Origin of the sequence: Sphingobacterium siyangense, assembly GCF_007830445.1 — a bacterium.
In the GTDB taxonomy this organism is placed as follows: Bacteria; Bacteroidota; Bacteroidia; order Sphingobacteriales; family Sphingobacteriaceae; genus Sphingobacterium; species Sphingobacterium siyangense.
Window position 1 is genome coordinate 33,385 of sequence record NZ_VLKR01000042.1, and the last position, 15,617, is coordinate 49,001.

Consider the following 15,617-nt stretch of genomic DNA (forward strand, 5'->3'; position numbering starts at 1 on the left):
TTTATTGGCTTTCGAGACTTTCCATAAACGCAATAATATCTTTCATTTCCTTTTCACTCAGATGCAAATTTTCATCTGACAATGTCTGATTGGATAATTTGATTCCCAATCCTGCCCCTCCCCCATTATTATAAAATTCCATGACCTCATCCAAGGTCTGATAGATCCCATTGTGCATATAGGGAGCAGTTTTCTTTACATTCCGGACAGAAGGTATTTTAAAGGCATATTTATATGAATCAACACCAATGATATCATAGTACCCTAAATCTGAATCCAGCACAGAATCTTTCAGGGATTTTGGTACCCCCAGGACTTCTACTTCGCTCTGAATAAATTTGGGCGGTGTAACACCGTTGAATAAAGGTAGGAAATGACAGGTCGCACATTTTCCCTTGCCCGTAAATAAATTAAACCCATCCACTTCCGATTTGGACAATGCGTTCTTATCCCCACGCATATAATCATCAAATCGGCTATTGATTTTGGTCAGGCCACGAATATAAGAAGCAAGTGCATTGCTTACCTGCTCAGCTGAGATCGGGCCATCCGCTGTATTGAATGCTTTATTAAATAATGATCGATAGATTTTATCCGAAGAAACGTATTGAACGATATCCGTTACCGAGCCGTCCATTTCCTGCTTATTACCAATGACATCGTGTATCTGATCTTCCAACGTCAACGAACGCATATCATAGAAGTAGTTGGACTGTAATGCTGCATTGAGCAAAGTAGGCGTATTGCGTTTGAGCAAACGTCCCGAACCATGAATGTCCACTTGCAAGTTCAACCCATCTGTAAATGCGCGATCAGGATGATGGCATGAAGCGCAACTTCTCGTATGTGTCCCCGACAAAGCAACATCATAAAACAATTTCTCGCCCAATACGGCCTTTTCATTACTGAAGTGAAATTTAGGCCCCGGGCTAAAGGCATCTACATTAAATGCATTCAGATCAAACATCGTATTGACGTCTTGCCGAAGCATCCGATTGTATCTGATTTTAGGGCCCGGAAGATTACGTTCCAACTGTGCTATCTCCGTACTGATGTTGTTGGCAAATTGGGTAATGAATTGTGCCCTATCGAACGATTCAAATTCCGCGTGTTGTTGCAGGTATTTGATCGCCTCTGTAAGCATCAAAGCCAGCGTTTCTTTTCTACCTTCATATTGCAAAAGAATTTGCTGTAAACTGCCTAATGCAATGGAAGACTCGATCATACTATTTCGAGAAAGCGCATTATCAAAACCAGTAATTCCTAAGGAAATAATCCGAAACACCTCCAATTTCGTCGCATCTAAAATACGCCAGTCTTCCAATTGATGATCTTCAAAATAGGAAATCAAGTAATCCGTATTGGTTATCAAATGTTCGATTTCACGAATTAGCTTTTGCCTATTGCTATTATCGAAAGTGGGATAGATAAGCTCTTCAATCACCTGCAATCCAATAGGCTCCACTCCTCTAGCCAAAGAGGGATCCAACAAATCCGCATTTTCAACTTCCTCCACCGGAGGTCCATTTAACCTTCTGGATAGATCTGCAGTAAAATACTCCGAAGCCCATTCAAACTTTTTAAAAAGTAGCCTTGTTTTCAAAAAGGCTCTTCTGAGCCGTAACGTATCCACTGTACCTCTCTGCACTTCGGCATTCAGTGTATCCTTGATATATGTCCTAAAAGAAAGCATCTGACCCAGTACTTCTTTCTGAATCAGATGCTCACGGGCATTGCCCTCTTTTTGTTTTGTATAAACAGGCTGCCCTGTAGTAAATCCGAGGGTAAATACTATTACAACCAATAAGATAAAAACGACAACCTTTGTACACATAGTTCAATTTCCTATCTCTCGATATAAAAACCGTCTATTTGAAAACGAGCGCATTTCTAAAGGGATTTGCCTTTCTATCTCTTTCAGCAAGAGGCTCTATTCCCCAGCGTTTTTCTATAAATGAAAGGATGCTCACTGTTTCATACGGCGTATGATCCACTACACCACGCTTAGCAAATGGTCCAATGACAATTGCCGGGATACGGCTACCAGGTCCCCAGCGGTCAACGACGGGTGGGTTAACGTGGTCAAAAAAACCTCCAAATTCATCGTAGGTCAAAATCACCAACGCATCTTTTGCATTCGGTCCCTCCAATACAGCATTGATCAAATTAACGGCAAGTTGTTCTGATGAATAGACCGCCGAACTTCCAGGATGCTCATCATTGCCTCCACCTGGTTTAACAAAAGATACACTAGGAAGCGTTCCTTCTTTTGCGGCTTTAATAAAATCGTTTTGATCCTTCATGTGTTTTCGCCCTTCCTTACCATCCTCATAATTAGCAAAATATAAAAAAGGCTCATGATTGTAAGCAAAATTATTTTTACGTTCGGCAACAGCATCATCCCAGCCTTCTGAATACCAAGCCCAACTTACATTTTTCGCTGTCAGGCGATCGCCAATGGTCGGCATGGTCTGAGAAGGTAATAGTTTGGAAGTATCAGATTTCGCGGGATAAGGTTTGTTGCGAGAAAGCACATGATTGATCGCATAACCGTCTGGCGTAACCACACCATCCTTAATCATCTTTCCATTTGCATCGAGTTTAGCAACCATTGAGCTTGGTGCATCAGGCCAAACAGGAATAGCTGCGGAAATCATATAAATATGATTTAAATAGGATCCGCCAAATACACTCTGAAAGAAATTATCACACAATGTATACGCTTTGGCAAACGGATACAAAGGTAGCTTCTCTGTATTGTAATAACCCATCGCTAAACCTTTGGAATCATTATAGAGTGCAAATTTATCCATTTTTCCACCATTGATCTGCAATTGATTATGATAAAAACGGTGTGTAACATCGGGCGTCGCCTTATCCGAAGGTACATACTGGTCTATATTAAAAAATTGATTGGGTAGATTGGTTGGAAAGGAATTATTACGTGGAATTTCGGGGAGGTATTGATAGGCTTTACCATTCTCGTCTACCTGTAAAAAATCCCCCTTTTTGACATTCGCTATGCCATTTGCTCCCTTGAATTCGCCATAAAGATTGTCAAAACTATGGTTTTCCATATAAATAACAACCACATGGTTAATCTTTTTGATCCCTTCATCAAAGGTAATCTCTTGGTGTCGGGCGTTTTTGGTAATTCCGCAACTGCTGATACTCAAAACTCCAAGAGACAAATAAAGTAAGTGTTGTAACCGCATCCTGTCTTCTTTTTAGTAGGTTAGACTGTAATTTCTAGAACAAACTTACAATTATTATCGTTTTCATAACCTATAATCAAAGGGATTTGCGACCAACGTATCAGGTTCTTTACAGGCATCCACCCTCTTATCACTAAAAACAAAGGCGTGTTTACATACTAGGTCGCAGCTTCCACTTCCTCATTCTTGGTATAAAGTTTACTCCTGTAGGTTATACCCCACTTGGTAATCTCATCGATGATTGGACCCAAAGTTTTTCCGCATTCGGTCAACTCATACTCTACCGTCAGGGGTTTGGTATTTAATACTGTTCTCCTGATCAGCTGGTTCATTTCCAAATCCTGCAGTTCTTTAGACAGCATCTTCGCACCTATCCCCTCAACTTCGCGCAGCAGTTCCATAAAGCGCAATTTTTCGACCAACAATAAGGTACCTATAATATGAAATTTCCATTTTCCTGCCAAAATCTCCATGGTATCGTTAATGGCCAACACGCGTGTTTTGCATGCACCTGACGACGTTAAAGTTGCTTCCTTTTTCATTTCACTATTTTTTATTCATGTATTGTCCACCCTCACAGGCTTCCTTATCCCTATACGATCAACGATAAATGAACACACAAGCAAAGCTTGGACCACTGACATGATTTCTTTATTCTTACAAAAATACGCATTTATAAAGTTACAGACCACTATCTTTTTGGAAAGTAGTTTCTTTAAGGAAACTGATACCAAAAATAAACTATCTATCATCTACCTTTGTATCGGCAACATCAGAAGGTGCAAATTGGCACAGTTGATGCTGCAAAATGTAAAGTGTAAATAACATATAAAAAATAAAACGATTAAAAATGAAAAAACAATTAATCTCGGGTTTAGCCCTTATCCTGTTGTTAGCTTCTTGTCAAAACACAAATGGCGACAAAGCAACAACAACAACTGCTCAGGAAGTAACTGAACAAAAAGGACAGACTTACACTGTTGAAGCAGATAAAAGCTCATTAAAATGGACTGGTTACCATAAAGGCGGTTTAAACCCAAGATATGGTGTTTTGAAAAGTGAAGGAACACTTTCAGCTGAAAATAACGCAGTTACTGGTGGTACTTTCACAATCGATGTCAATTCTATTCTGACAGATACAGCTTCTGTAGATCCTGCAACATCCGGTGGCAAAAAATCATCAGATTTGGATGCACATTTAAAAAGTGCTGATTTCTTTGACGTAGCAAAATATCCAACTGCAAAATTCGAAATCACCAAAGTTGGTCCATTCGATGCAGCGCAAGGAAAAAGTGTTGTTGCTGATGCGACAAATACGGTGAGTGGTAACTTAACTATCAAAGATAAAACGGTGAATGTAACTTTCCCTGCCAAAATCACGTTCAATGGTGACGAAGTAACATTCTATTCTAAATTTACGATCCAAAGACAAGATTGGGGTCTTTCTTACGGTACAGAAGGTAATCCACAAGATTGGATGATTGCACAAAATGTTGACATTGAACTTAATGTCACTGCAAAAAATGCGAAATAGTTTTCAATAGCGTTTAGTCGCTTATAGTAAATAGATTAATCGAGTAGGTTCTACTTGATTAATCTATTTGATTTAAATAACCTCCAAATACGAGCTCATCTTCATTCAGGACCTGGGTCAAGTGTGAATCTTTTAGGAGATATAATCGGTCACTTAAATCCATTACCTGCCTAAAATAATGATCTGATATCAATATTCCTTTTCGATGTTTTACTAGCTTAATATGTTCTTTAATGAGTTCAATATAAATAGGGCTAAGACCGACAAAGGGCTCATCAAGTAAAGTGATGGATTCTTTGGTATAAATGATCAATAGCGTTTCAAACAAACGAATCATGCCCAAAGATAGGCTACTCAATCGCCTATTTAAATTCTCTTGAATCAATGGGATCTCCAGTAAATTAACATCATCTATTTGAAAAAATTGAAGGGCTTCAGAAAGCAGCAAATTTCTAGGCAAAAAACCTTCCTGAGGGAGATAGGTAATCTCTCCTGTCTGGTAGCCTTTTTCAAATTTGACACCTTTGCAACGCATGAAAGCAAAATCAGCTTTAATACGTCCAAATATGACGTTCATCAGGGTAGATTTCCCACTACCATTTCTACCCAAAATTCCGACTACTTCATGCTGCGCACATGTCAAATAAAGCCCCGAAAGAATGCTCCCGCCACCACGACTAAACGATAAACTATCTATGTATAACAGCTCATTAGATAAATTTTCAGACTCCAACATAAATTATAAATAACAAAAAGTCTATTACAGTAAGCCTTATCAGCAGACTTATGGGAGATATATGCAAATTTTTTAGAAATACTTCTTTCTTAGGAAGATGAAAAATATATTCGGCAATAAAAGAAATAATAGAACCAATGACTTTAAACCAAAAAATGAACATATAAAATGATATCATACCGATGGAATTCAGCATAAAACGTGGCGATTGCAAAAGAATGCAGCCTGTCACAAATAAATTAAAGAGGATAATGAATCTAAAAAATTTTATACTCAACCGTATCGTCTTGATGGAATTCAATGGGAAATATATTAGCTACTTTATAATTGGCTTTATCGTAATAAACAGGTTTTAAACGCTGAAATGAATATAGCCAAAAGAAATGACCCAACATTATTTTTAACATTCCTTAACTTCAGCGGATGCACCGAATAGCACCTCTATATCCTCACTCTTCAGTTTGCTCCAATTTTTTCTTCAATCGCTGTTTTGCCTTACGAACTGCTTCTACCGAAACACATAAAAGTTCACTCATACTCGCATTACTTAAATCCAATTTGAGCAGTGCTAATATCTTGAGGTCATTCTCGGTAACCTTTAGATAGGTTTGCCTCATTTGTGTCAGATAAGCTGGATAAACTTTGTTAAAAACATGTTTAAACTTTTGCCATCGCTCATCTGTCATAATGTGATATTGCAAAAGCGCATTTAAATTATCCGTAACTTGTGTCATATATGCCGGATCAGTTTCAGAAATCTTTACAAGCTCCGCTCTGAGCTGCTGAATAGTTGCATCGTTCTGACGGATCCTATCGGTAGTTTCAGTCAAAGAATTTCTTAGCATCAGTAGCTCCTGATCTAGCAATTGTTTTTCATAAGCAAGCGCAAGTTGGTCTCTCTCCAACAGTGTATTCCGCATCTTAATTTTAATTTTCGACTTATTGACTAACAATACAACTATGGCAAAAATCAAGATAAGAACAATGCCTATAAACTGATACATCCGTTTTGTCCGAATCCGTTTTTCTTCCGTCGCCTGGATAGTCCGATTGTATTTTTCAGATTCTCTTTGCCAGAGCATTTTCTGGATCTCTTTATCATTCATCCTTTTTTCCAACGAATCTTTCAGCATCAGATACAAATGCAATTGCTTTAGCTCATCCCCTCCACGTCCCAATCCCCGCATGATGTTGGATTTGGTTTTTGCTAATTCCATTTTATATTTTAAAAAATAGGGCTTATCTTCCATTAAACGCTCACTGGCCATCACATACTGCTCAGCCAATTTCCATTCTTTTCGTTCGATATACCAACTTGCTAAATTGAGATTTGCCCGCATTGCATCTCTACGCTCATTATAACGCACAGAGAGCTCAATATTTTTCTTGACCAACGCAATAGCTTTTTCCTTTTCACCTTTTCGCCATGCATGATCCGCTAGATTCCCTGAAATAATACCGATCCAAACCGAATCTTTTGCCAATTTAGCCTCATCCATTGCGCGATTCAAATAGGTAAAAGCTTGGTGATTGAGCGAGTCCTTTGCCAAATATACAGCAATTGAATTGATCAGATCGATACGTTCTCGTGAAGCCTGCTTGGTAAAAGGTAGAGCTTCTTCTAAATAAACAACAGCATTTGCCTGATCACCTATATAACTGTAGAAACTCGCCATAAATTGGTAATGCTTGACTACCAAGGGGATTTTTTTGATATTAACTTTAGATTTTAAATCATTCGCTCGTAGAAAGAACGGAAATGCTTCTTTTACCCGTCTATAGATAAAATTGTAATACCCTTCACGCGCACAACCCAACATTTCTAATTCAGCGTCTGGATGTACACGTAGCAACTGCTCAGCCAAACGATAATACCGTTCAGATGATAAATTTATACGATCAAACGCAATAGAGAAACCATCGGCCATACGCATATAATAGACCCATTTTAAAGCAACACTCCTTTTTTTGTCTGCCAATTCCAAAATTGGGGCCAAGGCATTTTTCAACTTTATCGTATCACCGTCAAACCTAATGGGCAACTGAAGGGCAGCTTCTAGTTGGACAACAGGGTTTTCGATAGCAGATATTTCCGCTACAGATTGCCCACGTACATGATTAAGGTTGCATGACAACACCAAAGAAACGAGTACAAAAAAATAAAATAAAATGGTTTTCATGCTTAAAAAAGGTGAATTTCAGCGCTCCGTCTCCCCTATTGGCATAACCGACAAATTAATTTTCAATAATTCTTAAAAATTAACACGAAAAATACTCCAAGAAAATGGTTAATACTGACATATTGCTCACAAATCGATACGTCTACTTGCGGTTATAAATATAATATTTATAACTTTAACATAATTATACATTTTTATTAAAATTTCGCCTTCTTTTGACAACACTGCAACCCACTAGATTTGGAATATCAGGTCTTTTATTTAACACTTTTCCCAAAAGATGAACAAAATTCAAACAAAAACAATAGGATTAACTCTCCGAAAAGGAATATTGCAAGATCTACAAGAAATATTAATCCTATTTTCTGGAACGATTGAGACTGTGTGTGCAGATGATTATAATAACGAGCAAATTGTAGCATGGATATCATCCATCAATAATCATGACCGTTGGCATCGGCTAATCGAAGATCAGTATTTTATTGTAGCTGTGCTCAATCAGAAGATTGTTGGTTTTGCCTCCTTATATCATGGCGATTATATTGACGTCTTGTATGTCCATAAAGATTTTCAACGCCAAGGAATTGCACAAAAACTTTATAATGCACTGGAAACCGAAGCTACCAAACATAAAAACACTTTTTTAACCGCAGACGTAAGCAAAACAGCAAAACCTTTTTTTGAAGCCAATGGATTTAAAGTTATCGCTGAGCAGATCCAAATACGAACTGAAGTCGAAATACCAAACTATAACATGAAAAAAGATCTTTAGATTTACTTCCGAATTTTAGAAATGCTCCCCATAGTCGATTACTTCAGTTTTCAAAATCAGCTTACTTTCAGTATCATTCCTTAATGTCGTTGTTGCTATTTTAGTCTTTGTATCAACATTGAACTCCAGCACAGCCCCAATGTTCTTTTTGTCATAAAAAAATGAGGCAAAGTTTTTAAAAGTCTCAATTTCATCAAACAAAAACCGCACAGCACATCGGTTATTATGCTGATCATACCATTTGATATAAACATCTTTGGGAATACCTCGAAATGCCATGTCCATATCCCGAAGCCCCTCATCAAAGACAAAACGCTCTACATTATAAAATTCAAAGTCTGCGTCGAATGTTTTAATATCGGCAGACAGAACAAGTTTTGGCTGTAAAGAATACCGTGCGCGCAATTTATCCCAATAACCATAGGGAATAGGTTTATTTGCAATAGCTTGTTGAACATCCGAAGGAATAATCGATGTATCGGACAATACCTGTTCGCGCCATTTCTGATTAAAGATATTACCGTACGCTCCATTATCCTTGGATGTATCCGTAGCATGGATCACTACTTTTTCTGCTTGATAACGACCAATTTCGACCTGACGACGTCCTGTTCCAGTGGCCCATATCACAACTACACCCTCCGGAGCAAAGCCCAAAATAATCTTATTATAATGTTCATCAACAGTTTTCGTCGCCCCTTTTTCTTGGTATGGCGTACTGAATAACGTCCGCAATTTACCATAATCGATCGGACCGTTCATGCGATAAAAAACATCTTCAGCAAATGAATACCAAGTAATGTCCAATGCCTTAGGCAATGACATCACTTGCTCATATGTACCACCCCCAGCTTGCCCCCACACCGCATTATAGTTCACGATATTCCCCCCACTAAATGTAAACTCGTAATCCTCATCTCTCGGAAAGATAAAGCGCCCTTTATACAACTGAACGGGATAAGCTGTTGGATTACTCATCGCACAGAACCATTTATAGCGTCCTTCTCTGATATTATCTTCTTGCGTGAGGCGTTCTTCCCTGAGTTCATTAAACTCACGTATTGTCGTTGAGAACGCGAATATAATTGGTAGCAAAATAAGATATCCAAGGAAAGTCGGAACCAAATATTTCCAGGATTTTACGGCCCATGTAATAATCACGCCGCTAAAAAATGTCAGGAAAATACTGAGTGTTAAAATCAAGGGAAACATTTCCTTAATCACTCCCCCTAGATCTGCATAAAGCCGATGCTCGTATTCATCACCCAAGGTTGATAAAAAAAGAAGTACCGGAAGCAATAAAGAAAACAAGCAATAAAAAAGAAAACCATAGCCAAGTTCAAAAGCGAATTTTGGTTTCTCTAAGACCTTTAACTTTTTCCGAAAGAAATTAAAATGGAAATAAACCAAGGTGATAACAATAAAATAAGGCGAACAGCAAAATGCAGCATAAACCAAATTTAAATCTGCATTATGTACAAGTAGGCTCGCGATTAGGCTGATGATAGCAACCAAAAAAGCAGAAACTGTAGCTCTTAAAATCATTGTGATATGTTTTTAATCAAAAAATTCTGTTGATTTCGCCTAACCGATACCAACAGGTATCAAAAATAACAAGAAATGTTTTAGGAATATAAGCCGATCGATATTCAACTACATTGATCAAATATTCGACACAAAGCAGACAATATATTTTTTTCACAAGAATGTATTTAATTAACTTTTATCGGTTTTCGCCGGGATCGATATCCTGAGCCATTTCAAACACAGTCAATAAAGGGCCAGCTTTCCCCCCTCTCCAACAAGAGATCGTTCGTTATAGCAAATTTTCTTCGAAAACACTCCAATCAAAGGTCCTCTAAGGAAAGTCGATCAAGTTTACTAACTTCGTTTTTATTCTTCAAATCATGGATAAACATAATAAAATTAGAAAAGCCAAAGAAAGTGATTCGCATGTTGTACCTGAAATTATGCTCCAGGCGATGGGAGACATTATATTTCGTTTTATTCAAAAAGAAGATCCAACTGAGGCAGTACTTTTTCTAACCCAGCTTTTTAGGCAAAAAGGTAATCTCTATAGTTATGAGCATACATTTGTCGCAATTGACGATAATGAACGTATTGTAGGCTCTTTAACCGGGTACAATGCTGATCAGTTTGTTGAATTAAGACAGCCTATTTTGGATCACATGAAGGAGCAGTACAACAATAATTTGATTCCAGAAGCCGAAACAGCTGGTGACGAATTTTATATCGATTCAATTGCTGTTGCTCCCATTGCACGAGGTAAAGGTATCGGAACACAACTTTTACAGTATGCGATTACACATGCCAAGCAACATGGTTTTAAACAAGTTGGTCTGCTCGTTGACCTAAAGAATCCCAATGCGCAAAAGCTCTATGAAAGGATTGGTTTTAAGCTTGGTAAAAAAACTCCTTTCGCAGGAGGCGAATATTACCACATGTATATTTCCCTTGATTAAATACAGTGTTTAGCTTATTTATCGCCATTCAGGCCTTATAATCAGTCCACTTAAAACAAAATTCCGAATTAGGAAATACCGCAATCCGTGTGGTCAAAGATGTACCTCTTGACAGAAGAGGTGAAGAAGTATTACGCTGATAATGAAGATTGGACGATTAACAACATGATCAAACTTTTTACGTTTATTTAGAATAATTACTGATAATACTGTATTTTTGCGCTGTTCATCCTATTGACAGCGCATCTATGACAAATAAAAGAGCTAAACAAAATATTCTAAAAAATATACTTGGAAAACTCCATCTTTATTTCGGCTTATTATTTGGTGTAATCTTTTTTGCTGTTTGCGTTACAGGAATGTTATTGAGTTTTGAAAAAGAGCTTACCCCACTTTTATGGCCGAAAGAACAGAAGGTAACCGTACAAACCAATCGTCTTTCCCTTGCACATATTTCCCAAAAAGCCGAAGTCATATTTCCGGACAAAAAGTTGTTTCGCATCGAAATTCCAGCAGACCCTTCCCGTAGTGTCCGCATACAGTATGGGCAAAAAAAGACCGGATATTGGTATGCATATATGAATCCTTATACTGGAGAACTATTATCCAAAGGTCGGCAGAGTGACCGTTTTTTTCAAAAGACTTTAGATATCCATCGTTTTCTTCTCGTCGAAAAAATCGGAAGTACCCTAACGGGAATCTCAGCTCTAGCGGCTCTCTTTCTTGCCCTAAGTGGTATTTACCTTTGGTGGCCCAAAAATAAATCCATGCTCAGACAACGTGTAACGATGAAAATGGCAGCCTCTCTCAAAAGAAAGGTCTGGGATTTTCACGCAGTCGGCGGTTTCTACGCATCTTTGTTTTTAATTATTTTTACCTTAACAGGATTGACCTGGAGTTTCGATTGGTACAATAAACAATTCTATAAAGTATTGGGTTCAACCCAAAAATCAACAAAAGAGAAGATCAGCAACACCAACAAACTGGCTTTTTCAGATTACCTCGTGCTGGATACGATCTATCAGCAGCTAAACAACCTATATCCTACCTCAGGAAATATAATTGTCACATTTCCTGAAAAGAAGGATTTAGCTTTTGCCCTAACCAAGGAAAATTTTTCAAATTCAATATTACAGATCAACCAAGCGTTCTTTGACAGCAAATCCGGACAACTGCTTAAAAATAACCCCTTAGAAAAGTTACCATTGGCTCAGCAGGTTCAACGGATGATGAAACCCATCCATATGGGATCGATATTTGGACTACCCTCTAAAATTATTGCATTCTTAGCCGTTACACTAGCAGCGTCTCTCCCCATCACAGGGATATGGATATGGCTGAACAAAAGAAAGAAAAAGAAACCGTCAAAAAGCCAAAAGAAGAAAGCAATTCAACTTCAAACCATAGCATAGCCTACCATGCGTATTATCCTTATTTTTCTCATCTTTCTGATAAGTCGAGCAGAAAGCCAAGCCAGTGCCTTTTGGATGGAGGTGATACCAGCTGCTAAAAACAGTTCATTGGTAACAGTCCGCGTGTGTTACGGTTATATTGATGACCTTAGTGTAAGACATCGTACAAGTGGCACCGAATTCGAGTCCATAAAATTGTTTGACTTCAAAATACGAGCAACCTCAGGCCAAGAATCACCATTGTTATTGGTAAAAAAAGTGGATTGCTGGGAGGGGACATTTTCCGCCAAAGCAAACACATTTTATCAGGTTATTGGAATCAATACCAAGTTACCCGTCATCGTTAGAAATGCAAAGGATTCCAGTAAAAACATCCGTTCCATTGAATATCTTTACGGTGAATATGGACGCTCCAGCACGCCGGGTACCTTACCTATCATAGCGGAAGGTCCATATATCCAACTCATACCACAAAAAGATTCTTATCAGATATTACCTTACATCTATGGTAAACACCCGACGAAAGAGTCTACTATCCGAATCTTTAACCCGGAGAATTGGGAGAAAAATATTCCAGTTGACACCGCTGCAAATATAGTTTTTCGGGCAACTCAAAAAGGCATGTATATGATCCGGCTAGATTGGTGGATATAATGTTGAAGTTGACCCCTCCGCTGGACATACTGACCCCTCTAACAAGGCTTTTTTCAGTCCAACTGATGACCTGACAATATTACTTCTTTTTTCTTAGACTTTCGCCTTTAAGTTCGATTCTGTAAGATCCATGGATCAGTCTATCGAGTATTGCGTCTGCAATTGTATCTTCACCGATTACATCATACCAGCTGGCCACAGGTAACTGACTGGCAATTATTGTCGAGGCCTTAGCGTGTCTATCTTCAATTATTTCCATCAGATCCAGCCTTTGCTGCTGGTCTAGATTTACCAGGCCGAAGTCATCGACAATAAGTAGGTCTGCTTTTGATATCCTGTCCATCAGCTTGTGCAGTGTACCTTCAAGGCGGGCCATTTTAGTCTTTAGAAGTAGTTTTTGCAGGTTAAAGTACAGGACTTTATACCCCTGTGCGCAGGCATGATGGCCCAATGCTGAAGAGAGGAAGCTCTTCCCACAGCCCGTAGCACCGCTGATGAGTATCGGATCTCCTTTTTTGATGTACTCGCCGGTAGCCAGCGTAGTGATCAATCCCTTGTCCAAACCTCTGGTAGCGACCATGTTTATTTCCTCTATGGAAGCCTGATAGCGGAACCCGGCATTCTGTTTGAGACGCTCAAACCTTTTTTCATCCCGTTCATCTGATTCTGCCTGCAGCAATAGGGACAGTCCTTCGGAAAGGGTGAGTTCTGTACTGCGGCGGGTTTCATTCAATGCTTTCCAGTTACGCTCCATACCATGTAAGCGCAACGCTCTCATCTGTGTTTCAATATTCATCTTATTTTATTATTTGTTTATTTTATTCTATTCTATTCATCACTGTATTGCGGATCCATCGTTTGACTGATCAAACAGTGTCGGCTGGCTGCCTGCATAATACCCTCTTCCCCTGATATTGGCATGCTCTGGCAGGGAGCTTTTTACGGAAGTTTCCTGCTGACTGTTTGCTGTTCCATTTTCAAGTACATTCCTAAAGTAGTAGTAGGTATATAGCTTATTTTTTAGTACGTAACTACATGCTTTGTCAAACTGTTCTGCCGGGAAGTCCCGTTTTAGCCTGAACAGTCCGTCACAGGTACGGAATAACTGCTCGGGATAATGCGCCCGCTCAAAGAGTATCTCCAGAAGTCTGGCGAACTCCGCAGAGTGTGCTTTTGCCCTTGTCAGGTACGTTTCATGCGAGCGGTTCTTATACGCCTGATGTTCGGACTTTAAATGTGTCGCCAGAGTGGTGTACGCATTTTCCCTGTAACTGCGTATGTGCGAGGCAATCTGTTTGCCCCGACAATAGATCCAGAGCATATTGCGTGTGTAAATGATCTTTACCTTTGTTCCGATATAAGCGAAGGGTACGCTGTAATAGTGTTTATTGCGCTGCAGGTAGATATGTCCGTTATCTCCAACTTTGAGTTCAGCGTAGCTCTTCAGCTCGAAGCGTTCTTTGGGAAGTTCGCCCAATGTTGATTTTTCGGAACTTAAGAACCGCTCTTCCCGGCAGTATGGCTTTTGCTGCATCCGGGTCTGGTTGTGCTTTAACATACAGACCTTTATGGCTTCATTGAGCGTATGGATATCAAAGAACTGCCTGTTTCTCAGTGGTGCAAAAACACGGGTATAGATCATTTTTACCTGATTTTCTACCAATGATTTGTCTTTTGGGCGGCCTGCACGTGCTGGAACCACAGCTGTGCCGTAGTGATTGGCAAAGTCTTCCATGGACTGGTTCAGGACCGGCTCATATTTATCGGCCTTGATGACCGCTGCTTTGAGATTGTCGGGGACAATGGCCTTTGGTACACCGCCAAGAGACTCCAGGCAGCTGCTCAGTGCATAAAAAAAGTCAGGGGTCTGCTGAGATGGTACAGCGATTGCAAACGCATAGTCTGAAAAGGGCAGGCAGGCCACAAATACTTCACAGGCGACCAGCTCCCCAGTGGACCTGTCAATATAATGGAGCTTTTTTCCGGAAAAGTCAATATATAATTTATCGCCGGCGGTATGTTCAAGCACCATGCTGCCCTTGCGCGAGACAAGCTGTTGCCTTAAATGATAGTTGAACTGTGGATAGCTATAACCGGTGGGATCACTTTCTATATATTCCTGCCAGAGCAGCAGCTTGGTAACTCCGGTACGCTTAAGTTCTTTTTCATAATAGTCAAGACGGCTTTTTAGGTACTCAAACTTGTCTGCCTTGTAAGCAGGATTCCCTGCGTAGAACGACTTTTCCAACAGGGGGTCCTCCTGTTTAAGAAGTTCTTCCGTATTGAAACCGCCGTCGGCCATCTTTTTGAGATAGGACTTCACCGTATTCTTGCTCATACCAAGGATGCGGGCGATTGTTTTTATCCCGCTACCGCTCTGGTACAATCTGATTAATTGCTTTATCTGACTCATTCGTTTTGGTTTTCCAGCCATCAGTGATCCGAATTGTTTGATCACTAAGTAACAAAAACTACTTGCTAAGGGGTCAGCATGCTCCAGCGCAATGAACTGAAAAAATAAATTAGGGGGTCAACATCAGCCAGTATGGCAGTTGAATAACAGCTTTAAACGCACTACGCATCCCTAATTCTATTTCAATTTTGAGGGGTCAGCTTGTTCAAGTATATCCA

At 39.4% G+C, this 15,617-nt stretch carries 13 protein-coding genes; 5 read left to right on the forward strand and 8 right to left on the reverse strand.

The genetic code is table 11. The features are described from left to right. Position 1: 1 nt before the first annotated feature. The 3 genes from IQ31_RS24590 to IQ31_RS24600 form a co-directional block, all read right to left on the reverse strand. The gene (locus tag IQ31_RS24590; protein ID WP_145330784.1) at positions 2–1,834 is read right to left on the reverse strand and encodes a cytochrome-c peroxidase; all 1,833 of its coding nucleotides are present in this window, start codon (positions 1,832–1,834) and stop codon (positions 2–4) included. A 34-nt stretch (positions 1,835–1,868) separates the two neighbouring features. Further along, a complete protein-coding gene (gene acpA, locus IQ31_RS24595; RefSeq protein ID WP_115050095.1) occupies positions 1,869–3,215 on the reverse strand; it encodes an acid phosphatase in 1,347 nt (448 codons plus the stop codon). A gap of 158 nt (positions 3,216–3,373) precedes the next feature. After that, positions 3,374–3,757 carry a winged helix-turn-helix transcriptional regulator gene (locus IQ31_RS24600; protein ID WP_145330786.1) on the reverse strand — a complete coding sequence of 128 codons (384 nt, stop codon included), beginning with the start codon at positions 3,755–3,757 and terminating at the stop codon, positions 3,374–3,376. 308 nt (positions 3,758–4,065) lie between these two features. Here IQ31_RS24600 and IQ31_RS24605 point away from each other — a divergent pair, with 308 nt between their 5' ends. After that, positions 4,066–4,749 (forward strand): YceI family protein, encoded by a 684-nt coding sequence (locus IQ31_RS24605; protein WP_115050093.1) that lies wholly within the window; start codon positions 4,066–4,068, stop codon positions 4,747–4,749. Between the two features lie 58 nt (positions 4,750–4,807). Here the strand turns inward: IQ31_RS24605 and IQ31_RS24610 are convergent, their stop codons facing one another. Both IQ31_RS24610 and IQ31_RS24615 read right to left on the reverse strand, forming a co-directional pair. Next, the gene (locus IQ31_RS24610; protein ID WP_145330788.1) at positions 4,808–5,485 is read right to left on the reverse strand and encodes an ATP-binding cassette domain-containing protein; all 678 of its coding nucleotides are present in this window, start codon (positions 5,483–5,485) and stop codon (positions 4,808–4,810) included. 449 nt (positions 5,486–5,934) lie between these two features. Beyond that, the gene (locus IQ31_RS24615) at positions 5,935–7,665 is read right to left on the reverse strand and encodes a tetratricopeptide repeat protein (RefSeq protein WP_145330791.1); all 1,731 of its coding nucleotides are present in this window, start codon (positions 7,663–7,665) and stop codon (positions 5,935–5,937) included. A gap of 280 nt (positions 7,666–7,945) precedes the next feature. Between IQ31_RS24615 and IQ31_RS24620 the strand changes: the two genes are divergently transcribed. Next, a complete protein-coding gene (locus tag IQ31_RS24620; protein ID WP_145330793.1) occupies positions 7,946–8,437 on the forward strand; it encodes a GNAT family N-acetyltransferase in 492 nt (163 codons plus the stop codon). A gap of 15 nt (positions 8,438–8,452) precedes the next feature. On the opposite strand, the gene IQ31_RS24625 is transcribed toward IQ31_RS24620, so the two are convergent. Continuing rightward, positions 8,453–9,982: a DUF2931 family protein gene (locus IQ31_RS24625; protein ID WP_145330795.1), complete on the reverse strand. Its 1,530-nt coding sequence runs from the start codon at positions 9,980–9,982 to the stop codon at positions 8,453–8,455. A gap of 362 nt (positions 9,983–10,344) precedes the next feature. Here IQ31_RS24625 and IQ31_RS24630 point away from each other — a divergent pair, with 362 nt between their 5' ends. From IQ31_RS24630 to IQ31_RS24640, 3 genes are all read left to right on the forward strand, one after another. Then, on the forward strand, positions 10,345–10,920 hold the full coding sequence (locus IQ31_RS24630) for a GNAT family N-acetyltransferase (protein WP_145330797.1): 576 nt from the start codon (positions 10,345–10,347) through the stop codon (positions 10,918–10,920). Between the two features lie 248 nt (positions 10,921–11,168). Beyond that, a complete protein-coding gene (locus IQ31_RS24635; protein ID WP_145330799.1) occupies positions 11,169–12,332 on the forward strand; it encodes a PepSY-associated TM helix domain-containing protein in 1,164 nt (387 codons plus the stop codon). A 6-nt stretch (positions 12,333–12,338) separates the two neighbouring features. After that, a complete protein-coding gene (locus IQ31_RS24640; protein WP_145330801.1) occupies positions 12,339–12,986 on the forward strand; it encodes a hypothetical protein in 648 nt (215 codons plus the stop codon). A gap of 79 nt (positions 12,987–13,065) precedes the next feature. Here IQ31_RS24640 and istB read toward each other — a convergent pair whose 3' ends face one another. Continuing rightward, complete coding sequence (gene istB / locus IQ31_RS24645) at positions 13,066–13,782, reverse strand: IS21-like element helper ATPase IstB (RefSeq protein WP_120333812.1); 717 nt, start codon at positions 13,780–13,782, stop codon at positions 13,066–13,068. A gap of 39 nt (positions 13,783–13,821) precedes the next feature. After that, a complete protein-coding gene (gene istA, locus IQ31_RS24650; protein WP_232475728.1) occupies positions 13,822–15,399 on the reverse strand; it encodes an IS21 family transposase in 1,578 nt (525 codons plus the stop codon). Between the last annotated feature and the right edge of the window lie 218 nt (positions 15,400–15,617).

Bases quoted from the DNA above. Each gene is read 5' to 3' on its own strand.
- IQ31_RS24620 (WP_145330793.1), top strand. From the start codon at position 7,946: ATGAACAAAATTCAAACAAAAACAATAGGATTAACTCTCCGAAAAGGA.
- IQ31_RS24630 (WP_145330797.1), top strand. From the start codon at position 10,345: ATGGATAAACATAATAAAATTAGAAAAGCCAAAGAAAGTGATTCGCAT.
- IQ31_RS24615 (WP_145330791.1), bottom strand. From the start codon at position 7,665: ATGAAAACCATTTTATTTTATTTTTTTGTACTCGTTTCTTTGGTGTTG.
- IQ31_RS24640 (WP_145330801.1), top strand. From the start codon at position 12,339: ATGCGTATTATCCTTATTTTTCTCATCTTTCTGATAAGTCGAGCAGAA.
- IQ31_RS24590 (WP_145330784.1), bottom strand. From the start codon at position 1,834: ATGTGTACAAAGGTTGTCGTTTTTATCTTATTGGTTGTAATAGTATTT.
- IQ31_RS24625 (WP_145330795.1), bottom strand. From the start codon at position 9,982: ATGATTTTAAGAGCTACAGTTTCTGCTTTTTTGGTTGCTATCATCAGC.
- IQ31_RS24635 (WP_145330799.1), top strand. From the start codon at position 11,169: ATGACAAATAAAAGAGCTAAACAAAATATTCTAAAAAATATACTTGGA.
- istB (WP_120333812.1), bottom strand. From the start codon at position 13,782: ATGAATATTGAAACACAGATGAGAGCGTTGCGCTTACATGGTATGGAG.
- IQ31_RS24600 (WP_145330786.1), bottom strand. From the start codon at position 3,757: ATGAAAAAGGAAGCAACTTTAACGTCGTCAGGTGCATGCAAAACACGC.
- IQ31_RS24610 (WP_145330788.1), bottom strand. From the start codon at position 5,485: ATGTTGGAGTCTGAAAATTTATCTAATGAGCTGTTATACATAGATAGT.
- acpA (WP_115050095.1), bottom strand. From the start codon at position 3,215: ATGCGGTTACAACACTTACTTTATTTGTCTCTTGGAGTTTTGAGTATC.
- IQ31_RS24605 (WP_115050093.1), top strand. From the start codon at position 4,066: ATGAAAAAACAATTAATCTCGGGTTTAGCCCTTATCCTGTTGTTAGCT.
- istA (WP_232475728.1), bottom strand. From the start codon at position 15,399: ATGAGTCAGATAAAGCAATTAATCAGATTGTACCAGAGCGGTAGCGGG.